This is a genomic window from Mycobacterium scrofulaceum, from assembly GCF_001667885.1.
Classification (GTDB): domain Bacteria; phylum Actinomycetota; class Actinomycetes; order Mycobacteriales; family Mycobacteriaceae; genus Mycobacterium; species Mycobacterium scrofulaceum_C.
The window spans coordinates 1-25,851 of record NZ_LZJW01000101.1 but is presented as its reverse complement, the minus strand read 5'-3'; the positions used below and the strand labels follow the sequence as shown (position 1 = coordinate 25,851).

General features: G+C 68.8%; 25 protein-coding genes and 2 tRNA genes. 16 read left to right on the top strand and 11 right to left on the bottom strand.

Features of this window, described 5'->3' with window-relative positions:
• The first annotated feature begins 65 nt into the window (after positions 1–65).
• The 4 genes from A5681_RS15715 to A5681_RS15700 all read left to right on the top strand — a co-directional run bounded on the left by A5681_RS15715 (position 66) and on the right by A5681_RS15700 (position 2,694).
• On the top strand, positions 66–863 hold the full coding sequence (locus A5681_RS15715; protein WP_067276470.1) for a fumarylacetoacetate hydrolase family protein: 798 nt from the start codon (positions 66–68) through the stop codon (positions 861–863).
• Positions 860–2,329, top strand: a complete 1,470-nt coding sequence (gene gltX / locus A5681_RS15710; RefSeq protein WP_082968375.1) for a glutamate--tRNA ligase — start codon at positions 860–862, stop codon at positions 2,327–2,329. Before A5681_RS15715 ends, gltX begins: the two co-directional genes overlap by 4 nt.
• A gap of 147 nt (positions 2,330–2,476) precedes the next feature.
• Positions 2,477–2,548 (top strand) — tRNA-Gln (locus A5681_RS15705).
• 73 nt (positions 2,549–2,621) lie between these two features.
• Positions 2,622–2,694 (top strand) — tRNA-Glu (locus A5681_RS15700).
• Positions 2,695–2,700: 6 nt separating this feature from the next.
• On the opposite strand, the gene A5681_RS15695 is transcribed toward A5681_RS15700, so the two are convergent.
• Both A5681_RS15695 and A5681_RS15690 read right to left on the bottom strand, forming a co-directional pair.
• Positions 2,701–3,213, bottom strand: coding sequence for a pyridoxamine 5'-phosphate oxidase family protein (locus tag A5681_RS15695; protein WP_067276530.1), 513 nt, complete (start codon positions 3,211–3,213; stop codon positions 2,701–2,703).
• 55 nt (positions 3,214–3,268) lie between these two features.
• Positions 3,269–3,970 (bottom strand): IclR family transcriptional regulator, encoded by a 702-nt coding sequence (locus A5681_RS15690; protein WP_067276467.1) that lies wholly within the window; start codon positions 3,968–3,970, stop codon positions 3,269–3,271.
• Between the two features lie 86 nt (positions 3,971–4,056).
• On the opposite strand from A5681_RS15690, the gene leuC reads away from it, so the two are divergent.
• The 3 genes from leuC to A5681_RS15675 all read left to right on the top strand — a co-directional run bounded on the left by leuC (position 4,057) and on the right by A5681_RS15675 (position 6,935).
• Positions 4,057–5,472, top strand: a complete 1,416-nt coding sequence (leuC, locus tag A5681_RS15685; RefSeq protein WP_067276464.1) for a 3-isopropylmalate dehydratase large subunit — start codon at positions 4,057–4,059, stop codon at positions 5,470–5,472.
• Positions 5,473–5,497: 25 nt separating this feature from the next.
• Positions 5,498–6,094 carry a 3-isopropylmalate dehydratase small subunit gene (leuD, locus tag A5681_RS15680; RefSeq protein WP_067276462.1) on the top strand — a complete coding sequence of 199 codons (597 nt, stop codon included), beginning with the start codon at positions 5,498–5,500 and terminating at the stop codon, positions 6,092–6,094.
• A gap of 211 nt (positions 6,095–6,305) precedes the next feature.
• On the top strand, positions 6,306–6,935 hold the full coding sequence (locus A5681_RS15675; RefSeq protein ID WP_067276458.1) for an HU family DNA-binding protein: 630 nt from the start codon (positions 6,306–6,308) through the stop codon (positions 6,933–6,935).
• A 69-nt stretch (positions 6,936–7,004) separates the two neighbouring features.
• On the opposite strand, the gene A5681_RS15670 is transcribed toward A5681_RS15675, so the two are convergent.
• From A5681_RS15670 to cofC, 3 genes are all read right to left on the bottom strand, one after another.
• Positions 7,005–7,934, bottom strand: coding sequence for an NUDIX hydrolase (locus tag A5681_RS15670; protein WP_067276442.1), 930 nt, complete (start codon positions 7,932–7,934; stop codon positions 7,005–7,007).
• Between the two features lie 86 nt (positions 7,935–8,020).
• A complete protein-coding gene (locus tag A5681_RS15665; RefSeq protein WP_067276438.1) occupies positions 8,021–10,213 on the bottom strand; it encodes an RNA degradosome polyphosphate kinase in 2,193 nt (730 codons plus the stop codon).
• An 89-nt stretch (positions 10,214–10,302) separates the two neighbouring features.
• Complete coding sequence (gene cofC / locus A5681_RS15660) at positions 10,303–10,956, bottom strand: 2-phospho-L-lactate guanylyltransferase (RefSeq protein ID WP_067276435.1); 654 nt, start codon at positions 10,954–10,956, stop codon at positions 10,303–10,305.
• A 112-nt stretch (positions 10,957–11,068) separates the two neighbouring features.
• On the opposite strand from cofC, the gene A5681_RS15655 reads away from it, so the two are divergent.
• Positions 11,069–12,088, top strand: a complete 1,020-nt coding sequence (locus tag A5681_RS15655) for an NAD(P)H-dependent glycerol-3-phosphate dehydrogenase (protein ID WP_067276432.1) — start codon at positions 11,069–11,071, stop codon at positions 12,086–12,088.
• Positions 12,089–12,164: 76 nt separating this feature from the next.
• Positions 12,165–13,277 carry a D-alanine--D-alanine ligase family protein gene (locus tag A5681_RS15650; protein WP_067276428.1) on the top strand — a complete coding sequence of 371 codons (1,113 nt, stop codon included), beginning with the start codon at positions 12,165–12,167 and terminating at the stop codon, positions 13,275–13,277.
• On the opposite strand, the gene A5681_RS15645 is transcribed toward A5681_RS15650, so the two are convergent.
• Positions 13,274–13,849 (bottom strand): DUF3515 domain-containing protein, encoded by a 576-nt coding sequence (locus tag A5681_RS15645; protein WP_067276425.1) that lies wholly within the window; start codon positions 13,847–13,849, stop codon positions 13,274–13,276. The genes A5681_RS15650 and A5681_RS15645 overlap by 4 nt on opposite strands.
• Positions 13,850–14,006: 157 nt before the next feature.
• Here A5681_RS15645 and A5681_RS15640 point away from each other — a divergent pair, with 157 nt between their 5' ends.
• Genes A5681_RS15640 through A5681_RS15630 form a run of 3 tightly spaced genes read left to right on the top strand, consistent with a single transcriptional unit; the run spans position 14,007 to position 16,624 of the window.
• On the top strand, positions 14,007–14,969 hold the full coding sequence (locus A5681_RS15640) for a thiamine-phosphate kinase (protein ID WP_067276422.1): 963 nt from the start codon (positions 14,007–14,009) through the stop codon (positions 14,967–14,969).
• A gap of 39 nt (positions 14,970–15,008) precedes the next feature.
• Positions 15,009–15,692 carry a uracil-DNA glycosylase gene (locus A5681_RS15635; protein ID WP_067276419.1) on the top strand — a complete coding sequence of 228 codons (684 nt, stop codon included), beginning with the start codon at positions 15,009–15,011 and terminating at the stop codon, positions 15,690–15,692.
• Between the two features lie 5 nt (positions 15,693–15,697).
• A complete protein-coding gene (locus A5681_RS15630; protein WP_067276528.1) occupies positions 15,698–16,624 on the top strand; it encodes an NADP-dependent oxidoreductase in 927 nt (308 codons plus the stop codon).
• A 252-nt stretch (positions 16,625–16,876) separates the two neighbouring features.
• Here the strand turns inward: A5681_RS15630 and A5681_RS15625 are convergent, their stop codons facing one another.
• From A5681_RS15625 to A5681_RS15610, 4 genes are read right to left on the bottom strand one after another with little or no spacing between them, the layout of a single operon-like run.
• Positions 16,877–17,707: an oxidoreductase gene (locus A5681_RS15625; RefSeq protein ID WP_067276417.1), complete on the bottom strand. Its 831-nt coding sequence runs from the start codon at positions 17,705–17,707 to the stop codon at positions 16,877–16,879.
• Position 17,708: 1 nt separating this feature from the next.
• A complete protein-coding gene (locus A5681_RS15620; protein ID WP_067276414.1) occupies positions 17,709–18,953 on the bottom strand; it encodes a DUF1214 domain-containing protein in 1,245 nt (414 codons plus the stop codon).
• A complete protein-coding gene (locus A5681_RS15615) occupies positions 18,946–20,130 on the bottom strand; it encodes a sulfotransferase family protein (protein ID WP_067276412.1) in 1,185 nt (394 codons plus the stop codon). The genes A5681_RS15620 and A5681_RS15615 overlap by 8 nt, the downstream gene beginning before the upstream one ends.
• A gap of 4 nt (positions 20,131–20,134) precedes the next feature.
• Positions 20,135–20,578 (bottom strand): nuclear transport factor 2 family protein, encoded by a 444-nt coding sequence (locus A5681_RS15610; RefSeq protein ID WP_067276525.1) that lies wholly within the window; start codon positions 20,576–20,578, stop codon positions 20,135–20,137.
• A gap of 96 nt (positions 20,579–20,674) precedes the next feature.
• On the opposite strand from A5681_RS15610, the gene A5681_RS15605 reads away from it, so the two are divergent.
• Complete coding sequence (locus tag A5681_RS15605) at positions 20,675–21,565, top strand: SDR family NAD(P)-dependent oxidoreductase (protein WP_067276522.1); 891 nt, start codon at positions 20,675–20,677, stop codon at positions 21,563–21,565.
• A 2-nt stretch (positions 21,566–21,567) separates the two neighbouring features.
• A complete protein-coding gene (locus tag A5681_RS15600; protein WP_067276410.1) occupies positions 21,568–22,389 on the top strand; it encodes a mycofactocin-coupled SDR family oxidoreductase in 822 nt (273 codons plus the stop codon).
• A 118-nt stretch (positions 22,390–22,507) separates the two neighbouring features.
• Here the strand turns inward: A5681_RS15600 and rpmB are convergent, their stop codons facing one another.
• Positions 22,508–22,702: a 50S ribosomal protein L28 gene (gene rpmB / locus A5681_RS15595; RefSeq protein ID WP_067276408.1), complete on the bottom strand. Its 195-nt coding sequence runs from the start codon at positions 22,700–22,702 to the stop codon at positions 22,508–22,510.
• Positions 22,703–22,963: 261 nt separating this feature from the next.
• Here rpmB and A5681_RS15590 point away from each other — a divergent pair, with 261 nt between their 5' ends.
• Positions 22,964–24,643 carry a DAK2 domain-containing protein gene (locus tag A5681_RS15590; RefSeq protein WP_067276519.1) on the top strand — a complete coding sequence of 560 codons (1,680 nt, stop codon included), beginning with the start codon at positions 22,964–22,966 and terminating at the stop codon, positions 24,641–24,643.
• A 2-nt stretch (positions 24,644–24,645) separates the two neighbouring features.
• On the top strand, positions 24,646–25,851 hold a 1,206-nt coding region (locus A5681_RS15585; RefSeq protein ID WP_156738002.1), incomplete at its 3' end, for a DEAD/DEAH box helicase.

The following is a 25,851-nucleotide window of genomic DNA, read 5'->3' as shown; positions in this document are numbered from 1 at the left end:
CTGGTAATACTCGTGTGCGGGCCGCCATTGCGATGAGGCGACCGCTCATCAGTAGGCTCAACGAAATGCGCCTTGGTCGAATCGCCAGCCCGGACGGTGTCGCCTTCGTCAGCATCGAGGGCGACCTCGCCGATCCCGCCGCGATGATTGCCCGCGAGATCGCCGAGCATCCCTTTGGCACGCCGAACTTCACCGGCCGCTCGTGGCCGCTGCCCGATGTGCGGTTGCTGGCCCCGATACTGGCCAGCAAGGTGGTCTGCATCGGCAAGAACTACACCGATCACATCGCGGAGATGACCGAGCTCACCGGCCCGGCCGCGCCCGATCCGATCATCTTCCTCAAGCCCAACACGGCGATCGTCGGCCCGAACGTGCCGATTCGGTTGCCGGCCAACGCTTCACCCGTGCATTTCGAAGGCGAGTTGGCCGCGGTCGTCGGCCGTCCCTGTAAGGACGTCACGGCCGCCGAGGCCGCTGACAGCATCCTGGGCTACACCATTGGCAACGACGTGTCGGCCCGCGATCAGCAGAAGGCCGACGGCCAGTGGACGCGGGCGAAGGGCCACGACACCTTCTGCCCGGTGGGGCCGTGGATCGTCACCGATGTCGATCCCGCGGACCTGGAAATCCGGACCGAGGTCAACGGCGAGGTGAAGCAGCACAGCCGCACCTCGCTGATGATTCACGACGTCGGCGCCATCGTCGAGTGGATCTCGGCCGTGATGACCCTGCTGCCCGGCGACCTGATCCTCACCGGAACGCCGGCCGGTGTCGGTCCCATCGAGGACGGCGACACGGTCGCGATCACCATCGAGGGCATCGGCACCCTGTCCAATCCCGTGGTCCGTAAGGGAAAGTCGTGACGGCCGAGGCGAAAGTCCGGGTCCGGTTCTGCCCGTCGCCCACCGGCACCCCGCACGTCGGAATGGTCCGCACCGCGCTGTTCAACTGGGCCTACGCCCGGCACACGGGTGGCACGTTCGTGTTTCGCATCGAGGACACCGACGCCGAACGCGACACCGAGGAAAGCTATTTGGCGCTGCTGGACGCGCTGCGCTGGCTCGGTCTCGATTGGGACGAGGGGCCCGAGGTCGGCGGGCCGTACGCTCCGTACCGGCAGTCGCAGCGCAAGGAGATCTACCGTGACGTGGTGGCCAGGCTGCTCGAAGCGGGCGAGGCCTATTACGCGTTCTCGACCCCGGAAGAGGTTGAGGCGCGCCACATCGCGGCGGGCCGCAACCCGAAACTGGGATACGACAATTTCGACCGGCAGCTGACCGACGCCCAGCGGGCCGCCTTCCTCGCCGAGGGGCGCAAGCCGGTGGTGCGGCTGCGGATGCCCGACGAGGACCTCGGATGGAACGACCTCGTGCGCGGGCCCACGAACTTCGCCGCGGGCAGCGTGCCCGACTTCGCGTTGACCCGCGCCAACGGAGATCCGTTGTACACCTTGGTCAACCCCTGCGACGACGCGCTGATGAAGATCACCCATGTGCTGCGGGGCGAGGACCTGTTGCCGTCGACCCCACGCCAGCTCGCGCTGTATCAGTCGCTGATCCGGATCGGCGTGGCCGAGCGGATCCCGGAGTTCGCCCACCTGCCAACGGTATTGGGGGAGGGGACCAAGAAGCTGTCCAAGCGTGACCCGCAGTCGAATCTGTTCGCCCATCGCGACCGCGGCTTCATTCCCGAGGGGCTGCTCAACTACCTGGCGTTGCTGGGATGGGCCATCGCCGACGATCACGACCTGTTCAGCCTGGACGAGATGGTGGCCGCGTTCGACGTCGTCGACGTCAACTCCAACCCCGCGCGGTTCGACCAGAAGAAGGCCGACGCGCTCAATGCCGAGCACATCCGCATGCTCGCGCCGGCCGACTTCGCGGGCCGGCTGCGCGACTACTTCGACGTCCACGGCCACCGCCTCGAATTAGACGAAGCCGCGTTCGCCACGGCCGCCGATCTCGTGCAGACCCGCATCGTGGTGCTCGCCGACGCGTGGGAGCTGCTGAAGTTCCTCAACGACGACGAGTACGCCATCGACCCCAAGGCCGCCGCCAAGGAGCTCGGTCCGGACGCGGCCGCGGTGCTGGACGCCGCCCTGACCGCGCTGGACGGCGTGACGGACTGGACGACGGCCCAGATCGAGTCCGCGCTCAAGGCCGCGCTCATCGAGAACCTGGACCTCAAACCGCGCAAGGCCTTCGGCCCGATCAGGGTCGCGGCCACGGGCACAACGGTCAGCCCGCCGTTGTTCGAGTCGCTGGAACTGCTGGGCCGTGGGCGCAGCCTGCAGCGGCTACGCGCCGCTCGCGAAACCGTCGCCGGCTAGGCGAAGACCTCGCGTGCGGATTGTGTGGCGAGTCTTTGGTAGTCTGCACTGCGGTTCGCAAAGGCCGACAACGGCTGGCAGCGGCGGTCTCCCGAGCGGCGTGTTAGCGCTCAGAATGACCGTTGACCAGCGGTTTTAGGCAGCCAATGGGGTATGGTGTAATTGGCAACACAGCTGATTCTGGTTCAGCCATTCTAGGTTCGAGTCCTGGTACCCCAGCAAAATCTCGCCACCTCAAGCGATTAGGTGGCCTTCTGACGTGTGAGCTATGCTGACACCTCGGATCGTGTCTGGCCCCGTCGTCTAGCGGCCTAGGACGCCGCCCTCTCACGGCGGTAGCGTGGGTTCGAATCCCATCGGGGCTACAAAAACTATTGACCGGTTCCCAACACGGCCGGCGCCGTGGAGCCACCCACCGGCATGGCCGGCAGGCCGAGTTTGCGGTGATCCCAGGAGCGCGCGCGCTGAGCGACGATGCGGACGCAGACGCGCTTGTTCATCATCTGCTCGACGAAGGGCCTCATTTCGTCGGTGTAGGGCCCGGTGTAGCGCTCGAACACGCTGACCCCCACCCGGTGCGACACGTCGGGGTCGTCGACGATCTCCGCCACGCCCTCGAAGGACACCCCACGCAGTGTGTCGTAGGTGTCGCCGTCCTCGATCAGGAAGCTCACCCGCGGATCCCGTTTGAGGTTGACGGCCTTCTGCGACTTGGCCTTGGTCTCTAGCCAGATTTCGCCGTCCACGACGGCGTACCACATTGCGGTCAGATGCGGCTGGCCGTCGGGCCCGATGGTGGCCAGCGTGCCGGTGCGGCTCTTGACGACGAAGTCGGCGATTTCGTCTTCCGACATGACGATGCTCGCGCGCTGATTGGTTCCCATGGCGGTCAGTCTGTCAGGCGACGTGCGGTCGTGCACCGGTGGCTCGACCGATGTTCTACAGCCGGCGAGTGAGCGCTTCGGCCGCCGACAACAGATCGGCGGCCCAGCGCGCGCCGGGTCGGCGGCCGATACGGTCGACGGGTCCCGATACGGAGATGGCGGCGATGACCGCGCCGCGGCCATCGCGCACGGGAACCGACACGCTCGCGACTCCGGGCTCTCGCTCGGCCACGCTTTGCGCCCAGCCGCGGCGCCGCACTTCGGCAAGCGTGCGCTCGGTGAACTTCGCCGTCGGCAGCACCGCCTTCTGCGTCGCCGCGTCGCTGTGGGCCAGCAGCACTTTGGCGCCCGAGCCCGCCGTCATCGGCAGTCGCGCCCCGACCGGCACGGTATCGCGAAGGCCCGCAGCGGGTTCCAGGGCGGCCACACAGACCCGCGTGGTGCCTTCGCGGCGGTACAGCTGCACGCTCTCACCCGTGGTCTCGCGCAACAACGGCAGCACGCCGGCGCTGGCGGCCAGCAGCGGATCGTTGACGTGGGCGGCGAGCTCGGTGACGGCCGGACCCAGTAGCCAGCGTCCTTCGTCGTCGCGGGCGAGCAGGCGATGGATTTCGAGGGCGGCGGCCAGTCGATACGCGGTGGCCCGGGGTAATCCGGTCCGTTCACACAGTTCGGCCAGTCCGCAGGGGGATTCGGCGATCGTGTGCAGGATACCCACGGCTTTGTCGAGGACGCCGATGCCGCTAGACTGTCTCACAAGAAGATATTAGCGTCTCGCATTCTGAGATCACAGCCCGTGGTGGATCGGCGAGCCGCGCACCAGGAATAGAGGCGAGATTTCAAATGGGATCCGGCAAGCCGCGCACCCTGGCCGAAAAGGTCTGGGACGACCACGTTGTGGATAAAGGGGACGCTGACGCGCCCGACCTGATCTATATCGATCTGCATCTGGTGCACGAGGTCACCAGCCCGCAGGCGTTCGACGGTCTGCGCCTGGCCGGCCGGCCGGTGCGACGCCCCGACCTGACGCTGGCCACCGAGGATCACAACGTGCCCACCGTCGACATCGACAAGCCGATCGCCGACCCGGTGTCACGCACCCAGGTCGAGACGTTGCGCCGAAACTGCGCCGAATTCGGCGTGCGCCTTTACCCGATGGGCAATATCGAGCAGGGCATCGTGCATGTCGTCGGGCCGCAATTAGGTCTCACCCAACCCGGAATGACGGTCGTCTGTGGTGATAGTCACACGTCGACGCACGGTGCCTTCGGGGCGTTGGCGATGGGCATCGGCACGTCGGAGGTCGAGCATGTGCTGGCCACCCAGACGTTGCCGCTGCGGCCGTTCAAGACAATGGCGGTCAATGTCGACGGCGAACTGCCCGCGGGTGTGACGGCCAAGGACATCATTCTCGCGCTGATCGCCAAGATAGGCACCGGCGGCGGGCAGGGCCACGTCATCGAATACCGCGGCAGCGCCATCGAATCGCTGTCGATGGAAGCCCGGATGACGATCTGCAACATGAGCATCGAGGCCGGTGCCCGGGCGGGCATGGTGGCGCCGGACGCCACCACCTTCGAATTTCTGCGCGACAAGCCGCACGCTCCCCAGGGCGAGCAATGGGACGCGGCGATGCGCTATTGGCAGCAGCTGCACACCGATCCCGGCGCGGTCTTCGACACCGAGGTCCACCTCGACGCAACGTCGTTGAGCCCGTTCGTGACCTGGGGAACCAATCCGGGGCAAGGCGTGCCGCTGGCCGCGGCCGTCCCCGACCCGGAGCTGATGACCGGCGACGCGGAGCGGCAGGCCGCCGAGAAGGCGTTGGCCTACATGGACCTTCGCCCCGGCACCCCGATGCGCGAGATCGCGGTCGACACCGTGTTCGTGGGCTCTTGTACCAACGGTCGTATCGAAGACCTACGGGTGGTCGCCGACGTGCTGCGCGGCCGCAAGCTGGCGCCCGGGGTAAGGATGCTCGTGGTGCCCGGATCCATGCGGGTGCGTGCGCAGGCCGAAGCCGAAGGGCTGGGCGAGGTTTTCACCGCCGCGGGCGCCGAATGGCGCCAGGCGGGCTGCTCGATGTGTCTGGGGATGAACCCGGACCAGTTGTCGCCGGGGGAGCGGTGCGCGGCGACGTCCAACCGCAACTTCGAAGGGCGCCAGGGGAAAGGCGGCCGTACGCATCTGGTTTCTCCGGCCGTCGCCGCCGCGACGGCGGTTCGCGGCACATTGTCCGCCCCGGCCGATTTGAACTGATCCATTCCGAGAAGAAGGCAAGAGCATGGAAGCATTTCACACGCACACCGGCATCGGTGTGCCGTTGCGGCGGTCCAATGTCGACACCGATCAGATCATTCCGGCGGTGTATTTGAAGCGGGTCACCCGAACCGGTTTCGAGGATGGACTGTTCGCCAGCTGGCGGTCCGATCCCTCATTCATCCTCAACCTCAGCCCCTTTGACCGGGGGTCAGTCCTGGTCGCTGGACCCGATTTCGGGACCGGCTCGTCGCGCGAGCATGCGGTGTGGGCCCTGATGGACTACGGGTTCCGGGTGGTCATCTCGTCTCGATTCGGTGACATCTTCCGGGGCAACGCCGGCAAGGCGGGGCTCCTGGCGGCCGAAGTTTCGCAAGATGGCGTGGAACTACTTTGGAAGCTGATCGAACAGAGTCCGGGGCTGGAAATCACTGCCAATCTTCAAGATCGAAATATCACCGCGGGAACGACGGTGCTGCCGTTCAAGATTGACGACCACACCGCCTGGCGCCTGCTCGAAGGGCTCGACGATATAGCCCTTACGCTGCGGAAACTCGACAAAATCGAGTCATACGAGGCCGGGTACCCGCAGTGGAAACCGCGCACTCTGCCTGCCTCCTGAACGGTCGAGACGACCGGAATTTCTTCTCGCTCACCTAACTAAACCGGGCCGAATTCCAGTCCCCCACCGGTCAAGCGCGGCAACCGGATTGCGAAAATCTGCGATTGTCCGACCCTGAAATTGCGCGTGGCTCTTGGAAATTTGCTGGGTGAGGGTTTACCGTGTGCACTAGTCGGTTCAAACAGAGGACCACTAGCGTCGGAGGGATTGGATGAATAAGGCAGAGCTCATAGATGTGCTCACTCAGAAATTGGACACCGACCGCCGGCAGGCAACCGCCGCCGTCGAGAACGTCGTCGACACCATTGTGCGCGCGGTGCACAAGGGCGACAGCGTCACCATCACCGGGTTCGGTGTATTCGAGCAGCGGCGCCGCGCGGCCCGGGTGGCCCGCAACCCGCGCACCGGCGAGACGGTGAAAGTCAAGCCGACTTCCGTGCCGGCGTTCCGGCCCGGTGCTCAATTCAAAGCGGTTGTGTCTGGGGCACAGCGTCTCCCGTCGGAAGGACCTGCAGTGAAGCGTGGTGTAGTGGCAAGCGGCGCGGCGAAGAAGACGGCCGCCAAGAAAGCTCCGGCGAAGAAGGCGGCGGCCAAGAAGGCGCCCGCCAAGAAGGCCGCAGCGAAGAAGGCTCCCGCCAAGAAGGCTCCGGCGAAGAAGGCCGCGACCAAGGCTCCGGCCAAGAAGGCCGCAACCAAGGCCCCGGCCAAGAAGACCGCGGCGAAGAAGGTCGTGGCGAAGAAGGCTCCGGCCAAGAAGGCCGCAACCAAGGCCCCGGCCAAGAAGACCGCCGCCAAGAAGGCTCCCGCCAAGAAGGCCACCGCGCGTCGCGGTCGCCGCTGAGGCATCGGTCGAGTTCTAGACGCGAATACCCTTCGGGGGGCAGCGATGCACCCGAAGGGTATTCGCGTGTTACGCCCGCACGTTGGCGGCCAGGGCCCCACCGATGTGGTCGGCCGACACCAGCCGGCCGCCCGCGAGCGAGAGCACCCAGGTGCTGCCCTTGTGGTTGCGTGACTTGTCGGGACGCACCCCGTCCCGTTCGCACCACCACGCGATCAAATCGGGGATCACCTTGCCCTGCGTGCAAATGACCGGTGTGCCTTGCTGCTCCGCGATGGCGAGCACGCGGCGCCGGCCGCGTTTGGGGTTCTTGGCGTAGGCCTCTTCGGTGAGGGCGGGCTCGTTGTGTACCGGCACACCCAACTCCTCCGCGAGCGGCTCCACCGTCTGGTGGCAGCGCAGCCGGTCGGCCGCGTAGACGTCGGTGGCGCCGAAGGCAAGCAGTTGCGGCACCAGTGCCTCGGCCTGTGCGCGCCCCCGTTTGTCCAACGGCCGCTGGGTGTCGTCGCCCTTGAAGCGCGATTTCCGGCCGGCCGTGGCGTGCCGGACCACCAGCACGGTTTTCGTGTCTGCGGGGACTTTGGTGAAGTGGCGCAACATCTTTCGATCGTGAGAGTAGCTGAGTTTCTTCAGCGCGTCGGAGACCGGCAGCCATACCAATTCGTCGACCTCGTTGCCGGGGGTGAAGTCACCGCCGGTGCTGCGCGCCGCCCAGTAGTAAACCTTTTTGACCCCCGCCTCGATCGGGTAGCTCACCATGTCGAGGCGCCTGCCCAGGATCGCGCCGTGTCCGGTCTCCTCGCACACCTCCCGCACCGCGGCGACGGGCGCCGTCTCGCCCGGGTCGACCTTGCCCTTGGGCAGCGACCAGTCGTCGTAGCGCGGGCGGTGGATCACCGCGACCTCGAGGCCGGGGTTGGACGAATCGGTCGGCCGCCACAACACGGCTCCGGCGGCGTACACGATCCGGCTTCCCGAACGCGAGCTCTTGGTCGGCAACTCAACTCCTGCAGGTCAATTCGGTCCGGGGTCGGCCGCACGTTCGCGGTGCGGCCGGAGACAACCGTAAATCACCACGCGGAGGGTTATTGACTGCGGTGCCGCTCCATCAACGACACTTGGTGATCGCGCACGGTGTGGCCCTCCTGCGGCGACGCGGTCCACTGCCCGTCGGGCCCCAGCTCCCAGCAGCGGGTGGCGGGGTCGAGCGCCGATTCGAACAAGTCGTCCAGGTATGAGGTCAACCGCGGATCTTTCACCTGAACCAACGCCTCGACGCGGCGGTCGAGGTTGCGGTGCATCATGTCGGCGCTGCCGATCCAGAACTCGTTGATGCGATTGAAATGCATGATGCGCGAATGCTCCAGGAAGCGACCGAGAATCGAGCGGACCGCGATGTTCTCCGAGAATCCCTCGGCCCCGGGCCGCAGCGCGCAGATGCCGCGCACCACCACCTCCACCCGCACGTCCGCCATCGACGCGCGATACAGCGCGTCGATGACCTGCTCGTCGACGAGGGCGTTCATCTTGAGCCGGATCCGGCCGCCGCCGTGTTCGCGGTGGGCGGCGATCTCACGCTCCACACGATCGATGATGCCGGTGCGAATGCCGTGCGGGGCGACCAGAAGGTTGCGGTAGGAGACCTTGCGCGAGTAGCCGGTCAGCGAATTGAACAGGTCGGTCAGGTCGGCCCCGATCTCGGGAGACGCGGTCAGCAGCCCGACGTCCTCGTACAGTCGCGCTGTCTTGCCGTTGTAGTTGCCGGTGCCGATGTGGCAGTAGCGCCGGATCGTGGAACCCTCGCGGCGGACCACGAGGCAGGTCTTGCAGTGTGTCTTGAGTCCGACGTATCCGTAGACGACATGCACGCCCGCCTGCTCCAGCTCGCGCGCCCAGCGGATGTTGGCCTGCTCGTCGAAACGCGCCTTGATCTCCACGAGCGCAACCACTTGCTTGCCGGCCTCGGCGGCGTTGATGAGCGCCCGGACGATCGGCGAATCACCGCTTGTGCGGTACAGCGTCTGCTTGATCGCCAGCACATTCGGGTCGGCGGCGGCCTGCTCGATGAATCGCTGCACGCTGGTCGAGAACGACTCGTACGGATGATGAAGCAGCACATCGCCTTCGCGCAGCGTCGCGAAAATGCTCCTCGGCGTCTCGCGGTCGACGAAGGCGGGGCTGGTGGCGGGGACGAACGCCGGATCTTTGAGCGCCGGCCGGTCGACGCTGTAAACCTGCCACAGCGACGACAGGTCCAGCAGACCGGGGACCTCGATGACATCACTCGGATTCACGTCGAGCTCGCGGAGCAGCAATTCCAGCATGCTCTCGGTCATGTCGTTGGCGACCTCGAGTCGCACCGGCGACCCGAACCGCCTGCGCGCCAACTCCCGCTCCAGCGCCTGCAGGAGGTCTTCGTCGCGGTCCTCTTCGACCTCGTAGTCTGCGTTGCGGGTGATGCGGAACGCGTGATGCTGAACGATCTCCATGCCCGGGAAGAGCACCGGCAGGAAGGCCGCGATCAGCTCTTCCATTGGCAGGTAGCGGATTATGGCGGGTCCCTCGCCGTCGTCCGGATGTCCGGGGCCGCGCAGTTCGACGAAGCGGTCCACGTTGTTGGGCACCTTCACCCGCGCGAAATGCTGCCCGCCCTCGTCGGGTTGGCGCACCATCACCGCCAGGTTCAGGCTCAACCCGCTCACGAACGGGAAGGGGTGAGCGGGATCGACGGCGAGCGGGGTGAGAACGGGGAAGACTTGTTCGTGGAAGTAGGTCGACAGTTCGTCGCGCTCAGCCTGATCCAAATCGGCCCACGTGACTATATGTATGCCTTCCTCGGCCAGCGCCGGGCGCACCGAATCGAGGAAGACCCGCGCGTGCCGGGTCGCGATCCGTTGCGTCTGCTCACCGATCAGGGCGAGTTGCTCGCGCGGCGTGAGTCCGTCGGCCGATCGAACCGACAGCCCCATCTCGTCGCGGCGCTTGAGGCCGGCGACGCGCACCATGTAGAACTCGTCGAGGTTGGACGCGAAGATCGCCAGAAACTTGGCCCGCTCCAACAACGGCAACGAGTTGTCGGCGGCCAGCGCCAGCACGCGCGCGTTGAAGTCCAGCCAGCTCAGCTCGCGGTTGAGGTAGCGGTCCTCCGGCAGGTCGGTGATGGCGGACGGCGTCGCGGCGGGCGGCGCTGCCACGGCCGAGTCGCCTTGATGCCACGAGTTCTGGTCGGGGCGCGCCTCAGCTTCGGTTTCAGTCACCCTGCGATCATTGCTCATCACTCGCCGATGCTGCTAGCGCTCGACGGACATCCATTCGCCGTTGGGATGACGTTCACCGCGAGGACAGCTTCGCCGCGTCCCGGTCGATGTCATTGCTGGGCGAGGGCCCGGGCGGTCGCCGCGCCCACCCCGAGGCGGCGCGCGGCGGCGAGGTCATCGGGGGTGTCGACGTCGCAGCGCAGGCCCGGCCACGCGCCGGTCAGCTCGATGGCCCCCGAACGTCGATGCCGCGCCGACGAATCGGCGCCGAACCGCGGATCGAGTTCGGCGCCGAACGCGAACAACGCGGCGGTTCCCGTCGCCAGCCGGTCGGCGACGAAGCTGCGGCGGTGCTGCCGCGCCGCGGCGATCGCCTCGGCCAGCTCCTGCGTCTGCAGTGCGGGCAAATCACCTTGCAGCACAACGATGTTCGGGAAGAATCCGCCCACCGCACGTTCCGCGGTGGCGATGGCGTTGTTCAGCGGGTCGCCGTGCCCCTCGGGCGTCGGGTCGGCCAGCACCTCGGCCCCCAGCTCCGTTGCCGCCGCGGCCGCCGCCTCGTCGGGCGTGACGACGGTGATGGAGCCCAGCGCCGCAACGCGCCCCGCCGCGGTCAGGGTGTCGATCAGCATGGCGAGGACCACGCTCTCCCTGGTGCGCGCCGAGAAAACCGGGGCCAGCCGGGTCTTGGCCGCGGCCAACCGCTTGACGGCGACGATCAGGGCAACGTCCTTACCCGCTTCGTCGGCTCGTGTGCCGCTCATGAGATCTCATCCTGCCAGCGACCGCCGAGGGCGGACGCGCTAGCTCGCGTGACACCCGCTGATCTAGGGTGTAGCGGCTGCAACACGCTGAGAGGACAGACGGGGGTGGTGGATGACCGGCTCGAAGGGCGCCGTCGCGGTCATGGGCGCCGGGGCTTGGGGCACGGCGCTGGCCAAGGTGCTCGTCGAGGCCGGGGAACCGGAATCCGAGGTCACGCTGTGGGCGCGCCGGTCTGACGTCGCCGACCAGATCAACACCACCCGGTCCAACCCGGACTATCTGCCCGGCACCGTGCTGCCGGCGGGCATCCGCGCGACCACCTACGCGGCGGAGGCGCTCGCCGGCGCCTCGACCGTGCTGTTGGGGGTGCCCGCGCAGACGATGCGCGCCAACCTCGAAGGCTGGGCGCCGCTGCTGGCCGACGGTGCGACCCTGGTCAGCCTGGCCAAGGGCATCGAGCTGGGCACCCTGATGCGGATGAGTCAGGTCGTCGTGTCGGTGACCGGGGTGGACCCGGACCAGGTCGCGGTGGTGTCGGGGCCCAACCTGGCCAGCGAGATCGCCGAATGCCAGCCCGCCGCCACCGTCGTCGCGTGCAGCGACTCCGGTCGCGCCGTCGCCCTGCAGCGCATGCTCAACACCGGGTACTTCCGCCCCTACACCAACAGTGATGTCGTCGGCGCCGAGATCGGCGGGGCGTGCAAGAACGTCATCGCGCTCGCGTGCGGCATGGCGGCCGGCGTCGGACTGGGGGAGAACACCGCGGCGGCGATCATCACCCGGGGTCTGGCCGAGATCATCCGGTTGGGGATCGCGCTCGGCGCCAAGGGCGCCACGCTCGCCGGGCTGGCCGGGGTGGGCGACCTGGTCGCGACGTGCACGTCGCCGCAGTCGCGCAACCGGTCCTTCGGCGAACGCCTGGGCCGCGGCGGAACGATGGAGTCGGCCATGCAGGCCGGCGGCGGCCACGTCGTCGAGGGCGTGACGTCCTGCGAGTCGGTGCTGGCGCTCGCATCCAGTTACGACGTCGAGATGCCGCTCACCGACGCCGTGCACCGGGTCTGCCAGAAGGGGCTGTCCGTGGACGAGGCGATGGCACTGCTGCTCGGCCGCCGGACCAAGCCCGAGTGACCGCCGCGTCCATCGAAACCGCAGCCAGCGGCGCCGCCCGGCCCGAACGCCGCGCAACCGGTAGCCTCTTTAGGTTGTGAGTGCCAGCGGAAAGCGCGTGCGCGTCGCCGTCGTCTTCGGCGGGCGCAGCAACGAGCACGCCATCTCGTGCGTGTCCGCGGGCAGCATCCTGCGCAACCTCGACCCCGAGCGGTTCGACGTGCTGGCGATCGGCATCACCCCGGAGGGATCGTGGGTGCTCACCGACGGCGACCCGGACACGCTGGCAATCAGCAACCGGCAGCTGCCCGAGGTGACCGCGCAGTCCGGCACCGAACTGGCCCTGCCGGCGGATCCGCGCCGCGGCGGCCAACTGGTCGCCCTGTCGCCAGGCGCCGGCGAGGTCCTGGCGTCCGTCGATGTGGTGTTTCCGGTGCTGCACGGGCCGTACGGGGAGGACGGCACGCTCCAGGGCCTGCTCGAACTGGCCGGTGTGCCCTACGTCGGGGCCGGCGTGCTGGCCAGCGCGGCGGGCATGGACAAGGAGTTCACCAAGAAGCTGTTCGCCGCCGAAGGGTTGCCGGTCGGCGCGTACGCGGTGCTGCGCCCGTCGCGGTCGACGCTGCAGCCCGAGGAGCGCGAGCGGCTCGGTCTGCCGGTGTTCGTCAAACCCGCGCGGGGTGGCTCCTCGATCGGGGTCACCCGGGTGGCGAGCTGGGATGACCTGCCCGCCGCCGTCGCGGCCGCGCGCCGGCACGACCCGAAGGTGATTGTGGAGGCGGCGATCCCCGGCCGCGAGCTGGAGTGCGGCGTGCTCGAAATGCCGGACGGCACAGTCGAAGCCAGCACGGTGGGTGAGATTCGCGTGGCGGGGGTGCGGGGACGCGAGGATTCGTTCTACGACTTCGCCACCAAATACCTTGACGATGCAGCCGAATTGGACGTGCCGGCCAAGGTGGACGACGACATTGCCGATGCCATAAGGCATTTGGCGGTGCGGGCGTTCAAGGCCATCGACTGTCAAGGGCTGGCCCGGGTCGACTTCTTCCTCACCGACGACGGACCCGTGCTCAACGAAATCAATACGATGCCCGGGTTCACCACGATCTCGATGTACCCGAGGATGTGGGCGGCCAGCGGCGTGGACTATCCCACCCTGCTTGCGACCATGGTGGAAACGGCGTTGGCCCGGGGCGTGGGTTTGCGCTAACCGGCCGCCGGCGCCGGGTTGATGGGCACGGCCGCTATTGTGCGGTCGATCAGCTCCGAGAGTTGCTGGATCGGCGTCGGGCCCGATCCCGACGGCAGCGTGAGCGCCACGTACACCGGCCGGTCCACCGTGTACCAGGTCGACCTGCCGGCGTCACCGGCGGACTGTTGTTCGGCATGCACCTCGAACCACTGCACCCGGTCGACGATCTGGATCGGCGAGCCCACCACGAACTCGGCGGGCCGGTCGAGACCGCAGCGCAGCACCACGGGCTCGCTGTCCGGTCCGGCCCGCCACGCGGTGACACCCTGCGGCGCCGGCTGCGCCACGGGCGCGCGTTGATAGTCACCGAGCCGCTGCGGCAGCGCCCCGGCCAGCGCCCGGCACGCGGCGCTGTCGGCCTGGGGCGCCGGAGCCGCGGGCACGGCGACCGGTTGCGGCGGCGCCTCGCGGTTGGCCGCGATCACCAGGATCACCCCGATCGCGGCGACGGCCAGGGCGACCGCGGCGATGATCAGCGCGGGCGGCGGCCCCTCGTCGACGGCGGGGCGGGTATCGGGGTCGGTCGTCACCGCCCGCGCACCTCCTATCTCGGGCCGCGAGCGGTCCGCATCGTGCCGGGGATCTAGACTGGCGCGGGCCGCTCGCGCGGGCAGTAACCCAACTTACCGCAGGTCGGCGGCTCCGATAGTGGCCCGCACCGGGCGGGGACGCGCCGGAGGAGGTGGCGTGGTCGACGACGGATCGAATTCCACACTGCAGCAGCTCGGTGAGTTCGCGGTCATCGATCGCCTGGTGCGCGGCCGCCGGCAGCCGGCCGCGGTGGCGGTCGGGCCGGGCGACGACGCGGCCGTGATCCAAGCCAGGGACGGCCGCGTCGCGGTGTCGACCGACATGCTGGTGCAGGACCGGCACTTTCGGCTGGACTGGTCGACCCCGCACGACGTCGGCCGCAAAGCAATCGCCCAGAACGCCGCGGACATCGAGGCGATGGGTGCGCGGCCCACGGCCTTCGTGGTCGCCTTCGGCGCCCCCGGTGACACGCCGACCGCGGACGTCGACGCGCTGGTCGGCGGGATGTGGGACGAGGCGCACCGCATCGGCGCGGGCATCGCCGGCGGCGACCTCGTCAGCTGCCCGCAGTGGGTGGTCTCCGTGACGGTGCTGGGTGACCTCGATGGCCGCGCGCCGGTGCTGCGGTCCGGAGCCAAGGCGGGCTCGGTGATCGCGGTCGCCGGCGAGCTGGGCCGCTCGGCGGCCGGCCTTGCGTTGTTCGGCAAGGGGATTGAGGGTTTCGACGCGCTGCGCCGGCGGCATCTGGTGCCCCAGCCGCCCTACGGTCAGGGTGTGGCGGCGGCCGCCGGGGGAGCGCAGGCGATGATCGACGTCTCCGACGGCCTGGTCGCCGACCTCCGCCACGTCGCCGAGGCGTCCGGCGTGGCGGTGGATCTGTCGACGGCGGCGCTGGCCGCCGACCACGACGCGCTGGCCGCCGCGGGCGCCGTGGTGGGCGCCGATCCGTGGTCGTGGGTGTTGGGCGGCGGTGAAGACCACGCCCTGGTGGCCTGCTTCGCCGGGCCGGCGCCGGCCGGGTGGCGAATCATCGGGCGGGTACTCGAGGGCGAGGCCGACGTGCTCGTCGACGGGCAACCGTGGACCGGCTACGCGGGCTGGCAGTCATATGACGGTTAGGGTGGCGCGATGAGCGTCGATGCTACGAAAGGACCGGCGATGACGGCGCGGCCGTTGACCGAACTCGTCGAGCAGGGCTGGGCCGCCGCGCTGGAACCGGTGGCGGATCAGGTGGCCGCCATGGGTCAGTTCCTGCGGGCGGAGATCGCCGCCGGACGCAAATACCTGCCCGCCGGTCAGAATGTGTTGCGCGCCTTCACCTTTCCGTTCGACGACGTCCGCGTGCTGATCGTCGGGCAAGACCCGTACCCGACCCCGGGACACGCAGTGGGACTGAGCTTTTCGGTGGCCCCCGATGTGCGTCCGCTACCGCGCAGCCTGGCCAACATCTTCGACGAATACTGCGCCGACCTCGGTCATCCGCAGCCCTCGTGCGGTGACCTCACGCCCTGGGCCCAGCGCGGGGTGATGCTGCTGAACAGGGTGCTCACCGTGCGGCCGAGCAATCCGGCCTCGCACCGGGGCAAGGGCTGGGAAGCGGTGACCGAGTGTGCTATCCGCGCGCTGACCGCGCGCCCGCAGCCGCTGGTGGCGATCCTGTGGGGGCGCGACGCTTCCACCCTCAAACCGATTCTGGCCGAGGGGAATTGCGTGGCCATCGAGTCGCCGCATCCGTCACCGCTGTCCGCCTCTCGGGGGTTCTTCGGGTCGCGCCCGTTCAGCCGCGCCAACGAACTGTTGACGGGCATGGGTGCCGACCCCATCGATTGGCGGCTGCCGTGACCGAGATGACGGCGTTGCGGGCTCACCATCGGGGTGGGCCGGAGCAGTTGGTGGTCGAGCGGGTGCCCGTGCCGGTTCCCGCCGCGGGCGAAGTTCTGCTGGCCGTTCGTGCCGCGGCCATCACGTTCGACGAGTTGACCTGGGACGAGACCTGGACCCGAGACGGTGTCAGCCGCACGCCGGTGATCCCGTCGCACGAAGTCTCCGGCGTCGTTCGCGAGGTGGCCGCGGGCGTGGGGGATTTCGCGCCCGGCGACGAGGTGTACGGCCTGGTGCCGTTCGACCGCGACGGCGCCGCGGCCGAATTCGTCTGCGTGCCCGCGACCGATCTCGCCACCAAGCCGTCGACGGTGTCGCACGTCGTCGCCGCCGCGCTGCCGCTGGCCGGCCTGACCGCCCTGCAGGCGCTCGTCGACCACGCGGACGTGCGGGCCGGCGAGAACGTGCTGGTGCACGGCGGCGCAGGCGGCGTGGGCGCGTTGACGGTTCAGCTCGCCGCGATGCTGGGCGCGCGCGTCACCGCGACCGTGCACAGCGACACCGGCGACCTCGTCCGCGGGTATGGGGCCGCCCGGGTGATCGACGTCCGCACCGAGACATTCGACGACGCCCGCTACGACGTCGTGATCGACACCGTCGGCGGTGAGACGTTGGACCGGTCGTTTCCCGTGTTGAGCCGTGGCGGGCGGCTGGTCACCCTGTCGGCGCCACCCCCGCCGGGCAAGGCCGACGAATACGGCGTCACGGCAATCTTTTTCATCGTCGTCCCGGACCGTGACCAGCTGAGCAAACTCGCCGCGCTGGTCGACGACGGACGGTTGCGGGTCGACATCGCCGAGACTTTCCGGCTCGAGCGGGGCCGCGAGGCGTTCGAAAGCGGCCGGCGCCCGGGCCATCGACCCGGCAAGACGGTCATCGTCGTCGGGGACTAGGCGGGCCTGTTTTCAGGTTCGTGGGTAATCTGTACTCCCCTGTGTCACTGTCGTTTCTGTGGTCATATTGTGGGGCCGATCGGCTACTCTGACCCCGACTTTCCCCCAACAACCTGCACATCGCCCGTGACCCCGTGGACCGGCGCGCCGTTTTCCTCGACGAGTGAGCTTGCGAGTGACGGCGAGTGTGGGGCCTATGCATGCAAACTCTCGAAAATGTGTACATAGGCCACACAGTCGCGCGCCGTGACCTCACGGCCCCGGGAAGTTGACGTCCTTGGTGACGGACTTCCACTCTTCGATCGACGATGACAGCGCGGCGAGCTTGTCGCGCATGGCCTTGAGCACGTCACGGCCCAGCAGCAGCCGCAGTGGCGGCTCGTCGAGCGTGGTCACCATCAACACCGCCTCGGCGACCTTCTTCGGATCACCGGGAAGATGATCGGCGAACTGCTTGATCAGGTCCTTGCGCGCGGCCACGTCGACATAATCGGCGATCGGTGTGCCCGACTCCTTCATCGATCGGGTCGCCCAGTCGGTGCGGAAGGCGCCCGGCTCGATGGCGGTCACCTTGATCCCCAGCGGCCGCACCTCGGTGGCGAGCGCCTCGGTGATCGCCTCCAACGCGAACTTCGTCGACGAGTAGTAAGCGTTGGGCGGGTTGGCGACCAGACCGGTCATCGAGGACATGTTGATGATGTGCCCGGAGCGGCGGGCGCGCATCGCCGGCAGCACCGCCTTGATCATGTTGACCGCGCCGAAGTAGTTGACCTCGAACAGCTGTCGGACCTCGGCGTCCTCGCCCTCCTCGACGGCGGACAAATAGCCGTGGCCGGCGTTGTTGACCAGGACGTCGATGCCGCCGAACGCCGCTTCGGCCGCCGACACTGCCGCCGCGATCTGTCCGGGGTCCGTCACGTCGAGCGCGACGGCGAGCGCCCGGTCACCGAACTCGTCGGTGAAGTCGCGCACCGAGTCGGCGCGGCGGGCGGTCACCACCGCGCTGTGACCCGCTGCCAAAGCGGCGCGGGCGATTTCGCGACCGAAGCCGGTCGAGCATCCGGTGATGAGCCAGCGCGCCATCTCAGGCCGACCCTTCCGGGAGGCGCCGCAGATACCCGGCGCGCCGGTCGGCGAGTTGCGCGGCCCGCTCCCGCGGGCTGACCCGGGGCAGGTGGCCCACCTCGGCGTCGAGCCGGTCCAGCTTGACCACCCGCCCGCGCGCGCCGAGGTCTTCGCGAGGGCCCGCCTCGCCGAATTCGGCCATGCGCAGGGTCAGGATGCCCTCGCGCAGGCCGTCGGAGTCGATCCAGTTGGCCACGCCCGGATCGGTCGGCGCGATCACGTAGGTGTAGCTGCCGTCCTCGTTGGCCAACGACTGCGCCTTATTGAGGCTGCCGGTGCGGTCGAGGATGTCCAGCGTGGTGCCCCAGATGTTGCTCAGCGGCACCGTGAAATATTCGGCGCCACCGTCGTTGAGGTCGACCACGAACGCCTCGTCGGGCGCGAGATCGAAGCGACCCATCACATAGACCTGGTTGCGCATCGCGCCGACCTTGTCCGCCGACCAGGCCAGGTCGAAATGGTTGGGGGGCATCTTGTACACGCCGTGGCTGAGCTTGCCGGTGAAGTTGGCGAAGTAGTCCATCATCGCCGCGGTGGCCTCGGCCTGCTCGTCGAGAGTGCGCGCCGCGGAAGCCGGCGGCCCGCCGAGCCGTTGCACCTCTAGGTGATTGGGGTCGTCCCGGCCCCAGTCCAGCAGCACGTCGCGGATGTAGAACTCGTGCGCCGCGGCCGTGGTTTGCACGTGGTTGGGCCGCCCGCCCGCGGGATCGGCGTCCACGGTGATGGTGAAGCTGCCGTCGGAGTCGACCCGCATGGTGCGCCCGTTGAGCACGTCGACAGTGCCCATGTGCGCATCCCAGAGCGTGAAGTAGTTCTCGGTCATCCGATGCTTGCCGACCCGGCCGTGGATTTCGTAGCGTTCGTCGCCGGAGATCGGGATCACCCGGTACACGCTGTCGGGATTGTCGATGCCCCAACGTGATCCGGGGATGCGCCGGCCGTCGACGGGGTGCGCGAGCCGGGTGATGCAGCTGACCTTGGGCCGCAGCTTGTCCTGGTTGGACGACCACACCGCCGCCGAGAACATCACCTCGGCGAACGCGTCGTCGAACCGCTCCCGCATCGCCTCCGACGCCTTGGCCCGGCCCAGCCAGGTCTCGGCCACCGATTGGTAGGCGGCCTTGACGACCGGGTGCTCGGTCAGCTCGAGCGCGGCCAATTCCTGTTCGTGCTGCGATGCTGTCGCGACGGGGTCATCAGGCATGCGCTGCTCCTTCGATGTACTGTCCAAAGCGCTTGTGATACAAGGTGAATCGTTCGTCGACCTGCTCTGGGCGCAGCCCGTAGGCCGGCAGGTCGTAGGGCGGGCGCGCCGCCTCGCGGGGACGCCCGGCCAGCCAGCGCCGCATCGCACCCTCCGCCTCGGCCGTCAGCGGAACCCCGACGGCGTCATAGACGCGGGCGACCTGACCGATCGGGTCGGCGACCGCGTCGTCGAAGCCGATGTCGGTGACCCGGTTTTCGTCATCGGACCAGCCGTCGCGTGTCGCCATCGCGCGGTCGTTGGTCCAGCCCATCCGCTCCAGCCACTGCGCGCCCACCCGGTGCCCATCGACGACGTCGGCGTGCATCGCGTGCAGCGTGGCATTCAGGCTGGCCCCCGACGCGATGGTGGTTCGCGGATCGCGATGCATGTGCACGATGTGTAGACCGGGGAACCGCGCGCGCAGTAAATCCAGATAGCCCAGGTGCGCCGGCGATTTGAGCACCCAGCGCTGGCCGTGCAGCCCGCGCCGACGCTTCTGCCACTGCACGAACTGCAGCATGCGGTACAGGTGGTCGTAGGCGGGGGTGAAGTCCTGCGTGTCGAGCCACGATCGGTAATGGGGAAGGTGCGCACCGGATTCGGGTACGTGGGACAGGAACGCGTCGGCCAGAAAGACGATCTCCTCCTCGGCCTCCCGCGCGTACATCGGATGGATGGCGAACAATTCCGGTGCCAGCTCGCGCGACTTCGCCTCCCGCGCTTCGCTGATGGCGATCCGCGGATCCACGCCGGTGAACCGATAGTCCAGCCGGGGCGCCACCTCAACGACCTCCCAGCCGTAGGCGCAGACGAAGCGCGGGTCGGCGGCCAGCAGCCGCTGTAGCAGGGTGGTGCCGCTGCGCATCATCCCGACCACCACGATCGGCGGGGCGACCCGCTCGTCGAGGATCTCCGGGTGGCGGCGTATCCACTCCTGGGCGCGTAGCCGCATGCGCAGGCTGTGCACGATGCCCGAGCGCAGGATGTGCACGCCAACGGCATTGAGGTCGGCGGCCGCGTAGTCGTCGAGCAACACCCGCAGCGGCCCTTCGAATTCGCCTGGCCCCCAGTCGGTGAGCGCCTCCTTGCGCTGGGCGCTCGCCAGCACGGCGGGCAGGTCGAACGGGCCGTCCATGCGCTCAGAACTTCAAATGCTGGCTGACATCGCCGACCTGGTCGACGAACATGGTGCGGCTGTCGAACCGCCAGGCGCCCTCCACCCGGTGGAACGTGTCCTTGTAGTGCCCGGTCACGATCACCTGCAGCGGGAGGTCGGGGGTTGCCTGGGTGACGGAGTAGTACGACGTGCTGCGGGCGGTCCCCGCGGCCTCATCGATGTGCAGTTGCACGTTGGTGGTGTTGTGCTTGGTCTTGGGCGTCCCGTCTTCGTAGATGCGCGTGGCCATCTCGTACATCTCGCGCACCCGGGCGGCGCCGGCGAACACCGTCTCCGGTGGTCCGTTCTCCACGCCGCAGATGCGGCCATGCGCGAAGAGCCGGGCGACCCCGTCCAGATCGCCACCATCGAGAAGCTCGGCGTAGGTGTAGATCAGGTTGGTGATTTCTGTTGCGCTGTCACTCATGTGGACCACCCGTCGCACCCTGTTCCGCCGCTTCCGCGAACAATGGTGGCAGAACCGGTCGAATTTACATAGAACCGACCATTACTCTTGATCGCCGTGACCCTACCTTGGACGCCGAGCCGGCTCGGCAACCTGACCGGCAAGCGAGTCGTCGTGACCGGAGCGACCAACGGCGTCGGGCTCGGGACCGCCCGCGCGTTGGCCAAGGCCGGCGCGCACGTGATCCTGGCGGTGCGCAACACCGAGCTGGGCGAGCAACGCGCCGCCGAGATGGGCGGCAAGACGACGGTGGCCAGGGTCGACCTCGCCGACCAGTCCTCGGTGCGCGCCTTCGCCAGTTCGATCGACGACGACGTCGACATCCTGATCAACAACGCCGGCGCCCTGACCGAACGCCGCACCGAAACGGTCGACGGATTCGAAAAGACACTGGGCACCAACCTGCTCGGCCCGTTCGCCCTGACCAACCTGCTGCTGCCCAGGGTGCGCTCACAGATCATCAACGTCGGCTCCGACGCGCACCGGTCGGCGACGCTACACCTCGACGACCTGCACCTGCGCCGGCACAAGTGGACCCGGCTGGGCGCCTACGCGCAGTCGAAACTCGCGGTCATGCTGTGGGGATTGGAGCTGGACCGCAGGCTGCGTGCGGCGGGGTCGCCGGTGGTCACCCAGCTCACTCACCCGGGCTGGGTGGCGTCGAACCTGTCGCAGCTCGGCGACTCGCCGCTGATGTCGGTGGCCCACAAGGTGGTCAAGGTGGTGGCCGACCGGCTGGCCAACGACATCGACGAGGGCGCGGCCCCCACGCTGTACTGCATCAGCGAACCGTTGCCGCCCGGCAGCTACGTCGGGGTCACCGGGAGATTCGGGCTGCGCGGCGGCCCGGTGCTGATCGGCCGGTCGCCGGTGGCGTGCGATTACGACGCGGCCGCCCGCCTGGTGGCCTTCGCCGAGCAAGAGACCGGCACGAAGTTGGAGGTGTAGCCATGGGCGAACTCGACAACAAGGTCGCCGTCATCACCGGAGCGGCACGCGGCCAGGGCCGCAGCCACGCGGTGGCCTTCGCCGAGCAGGGCGCCGACATCATCGCCGTGGACATCTGCACCGACATCGACGCGATTCCCTACCCGCTGGGCACCAAATCGGACCTCGACGAGACCGCCCGGCTGGTCGAAGCCGCGGGCCGCCGGGTGGCGCCCGTCGTCGCCGACGTCCGCGACCTGGCGCAATTGGAGGCCGCCGTGCAAAGCGGAATCGACGACGTCGGGGAGGTGGACATCGTCGTCGCCAACGCCGGGGTGGTCGCCATCGGTGACCCCGAAGCCCACTCGGAACCGGTGTTCAACACGATCGTCGACACCAACCTCAAGGGCGTGTGGCACACCTTGCTGGCGACGGTGCCCTCGATCATCCGCAAGGGCCAGGGCGGGTCGATCGTGCTGATCAGCTCGTCGCAGGGGCTGACCGGCCGGGGCGGCGACGGCAGCGCGGCCATGTTCGCCTACGCCGCGTCCAAGCACGGGGTGGTGGGATTGATGCGGTCGGCGGCCAACGCCTACGCGCCGCACAAGATTCGGGTCAACTCGGTGCACCCGAGCGGGGTCATGACGCCGATGATCCTCAACGACTTCGTCGTCAACCGGATGCTGGAGAACCCGAACCCGGCCGTCTCGCAGATGCTGCTGCCCGACGTGCCGCTGGTCGAAGCGCAGGACGTGACCGAGGCGGTGCTGTGGCTGGTCGGTCCCCGGGCCCGCTATGTGACGGGCGTGTCGATACCCGTCGACGCCGGGCACATCGTGATGTAGCCGGGACTAGCCCCGATGGTGGCGACCCGCAGCGCGCGGCAATGCCGCGCTTGCGATCGCCACTAGCCCCGATGGTGGCGACCCGCAGCGCGCGGCAATGCCGCGCTTGCGATCGCCACTAGCCCCGCGTGACCTTGCCGGCCTTGATGCAGGACGTGCAGGCGTTGAGGCGCTGCTTGTTGCCGCCCGGGCGGGTGACAACGTGCACGGTCTGGACGTTGGGGTCCCACCGGCGGCTGGTGCGGCGGTGGGAGTGCGACACCGACTTGCCGAAGCCGGGGCCTTTCCCGCAGATGTCGCACACAGCGGCCATTGTTCAAGCTCCTCAAATCTCGGGGGTCCGGCTCGGCGGTCTGACACGGGGCCGGAAAAGCCCGGGCCGACCCGGGCCCAACCAGGATACCGACTCCCGTGGCAACCACCAAAACGATCACCACCGCTGTCGCCCCGTCTGGCTAGGCTCAATGGGCCGGATCGCCCCGCCGGCGGGTGGTGGTCACGGGCAGCCGTCGCCCAAGTCGCCGGGCTACGCTGGCGCCCACCGGGTGCCTGGTTGTGGAGGAGGTGGCTGACTCTGGGAACGTCGGAACGTCTGCTCGACGCGATCACCTTGCGGGACTGGGCGCACACCGCCGTCGGCGACCTCATCACCCACATCGACGAGATCAACCGGCTCAACGTCTTCCCCGTCGCCGACTCCGATACCGGCGCCAACATGCTGTTCACCATGCGTTCGGCGCTGGCCGAGGCCAATGCGGGGGTGAATACCGAGGGCGGCTCGGCCTGCGTCGCCCGGGCCGCGGCCGCGATGTCGGCCGGCGCGCTGAACGGCGCCCGCGGCAATTCCGGGGTGATCCTGTCCCAGATCCTGCGCGGGATCGCCGACGTCACCGCCGTCGCGGCGGCCGAAGCCGGCGGTGAGCTGCCCCACATCGACGCCGCCACCCTCGCGGCGTCGTTGCGGCGCGGCGTGGACCTGGTCATCGCCTCGATGGGCGGGGAGGAGGTCCCCGGGACCATCGTCTCGGTGCTGCGGGCGGCGGCCGACGCCGTCGCGGAGTGCGCCCAGGCCGGGGAGGGGCTCGCCCCGGCGATCACCGCCGCCGGTGACGCGGCCGTCGTCGCCCTGGAGAAGACGACCGAGCAGCTCGACGTGCTGGCCGACGCCGGCGCTGTCGACGCCGGCGGCCGGGGCCTGCTGGTGCTGCTGGACGCGCTGCGCACCACGGTCACCGGTCAGGCGCCCGCCCGAACCGTGTACGAGCTGTCGCCGCGGTCGCCGGCGCCGGACGTCGCGGCCGAACGGCCCGCGCCGCAATTCGAGGTGATGTACCGGTTGGACGGCTGCGATGCGGCCGCGGCCGACGCGCTGCGGGACCGGCTCGGGGAGCTGGGCGATTCGGTGGGCATCGCGGCCGCCACGTCGGCCGAGCGGACGTACTCGGTGCACGTGCACACCGACGACGCCGGCGCCGCGGTCGAGGCGGGGCTCGGGGCGGGGCGGCTGAGCCGCATCGTGATTTCGGCGCTGAGCTCCGGCGCCGCCGGCCTGCCGGCCGGGGGCTGGACGCGGGAGCGGGCGGTGCTGGCCGTCGTCGACGGCGACGGCGCCGCCGAGCTCTTCGGCGGGGAGGGCGCCTGCGTGCTGCAGCGCGATCCGGCCGACCCGGTGAACATCAGCGCGCACCAGCTGATGCGGGCGGTCATCGACACCGGCGCCGCGCAGGTGATGGTGCTGCCCAACGGCTACGTGCCCGCCGAGGAGCTGGTGGCGGGGTGCACCGCGGCCATCGGCTGGGGGATCGACGTGGTGCCCATCCCGACGGCGTCGATGGTGCAGGGGCTGGCGGCGCTGGCCGTGCACGAGACCGGCCGGCAGGCGGTGGACGACGGCTACACGATGGCCCGCGCCGCCGGTGCGGCCCGGCACGCGTCCGTGCGGATCGCGACCGAAAGCGCGCTGACCTGGGCCGGCCGCTGCCAGCCGGGCGACGGGCTCGGCATCGCGGGCGACGAGGTGCTGATCGTGGCGGCCGACGCGGTGGCGGCGGCCATCGGCCTGCTGGACCTGTTGCTGGCCTCCGGCGGGGACCTGGTGACGGTGCTGGTCGGCGCCGGCGTCGAATCGGAGGACGACGCCGCGGCCGTCGGCGACATCCTGCAAAAGCACATGCACGACCATCACCCCGGCACCGAGCTGGTCACCTACCGCACGGGCCACCGCGGTGACGCGCTGTTGATCGGGGTCGAGTAGCCGTGGTGTCGCTGGGCGACCGGCTGGACTTCGTGGTGGGCGCCAAGGCCGCCGACCAGCTCGACGAGGAGTTGGGCATCCGCACCGTCGACGACCTGCTGCGCCACTATCCGCGCAGCTACACCGAGGGCGCGACCCGGTGGGACACCGACGATCAGCGCCCGCCGGCCGGCGAGCACATCACGATCGTCGACACGATCACCGAGACCAAGACGTGGCCGATGAAGAAGACCCCGAAAAAGCTCTGCCACCGCATCACCCTCGGCGCCGGCCGCAACAAGGTGACCGCGACGTTCTTCAACGCGAACTATCTGAAGAAGGACCTGACCGAGGGCACCAAGGTGATGCTGTCCGGGGAGGTCGGGTTCTACAAGAACGTCATGCAACTGACGCACCCGGCCTTCCTCGTGCTCGACTCCCCGGACGGCAAGAACCGCGGCACCAGCTCGCTGAAGAACATCGCGATCGCCTCGCAGGCCACCACCGGTGAGGTGCAGATGGCGGCGTTCGAGCGCGCCTTCTTCCCGATCTATCCGGCGACCACGAAGGTGCAGAGCTGGGACGTCTTCCGGTGCGTGCGCCAGGTGCTCGACGTCCTGGATCCGGTGGACGACCCGTTGCCCGCCGACCTTTGCAGCCGCCACGGCCTGGTCTCCGAGGACCGCGCGTTGCGCGACATCCACCTGGCCGAAGATGTGTCGGCGCGGCGGCGGGCGCGGGAGCGGCTGACGTTCGACGAAGCAGTGGGGCTGCAGTGGGCGCTGGTCACCCGGCGGCACAGCGAGCTGTCGGAGTCGGGGCCGCCGGCGCCGCCACGCTCCGACGGCTTGTCCGCGGAACTGTTGCGGCGCTTGCCGTTCGAGCTGACCGACGGGCAGCGCGAAGTGCTCGACGTGCTCGCCAAGGAGCTCGCCGCCACCCGGCCGATGAACCGCCTGCTCCAGGGTGAGGTCGGTTCGGGCAAGACGATCATCGCGGTGCTGGCGATGCTGCAATTGGTGGACGCCGGTTACCAGTGCGCCCTGCTGGCACCCACGGAAGTCCTTGCCGCCCAACATCTCCGGTCCATCAATGACGTGCTCGGCCCCTTGGCGATGGCCGGTCAGCTCGGGGGTGCGGACAGCGAAGGTGGGGTGGCCACCCGGGTGGCCCTGCTCACCGGCTCGATGACCGCGGCGCAGAAGAAACAAGTCCGCGACGAGGTGGCG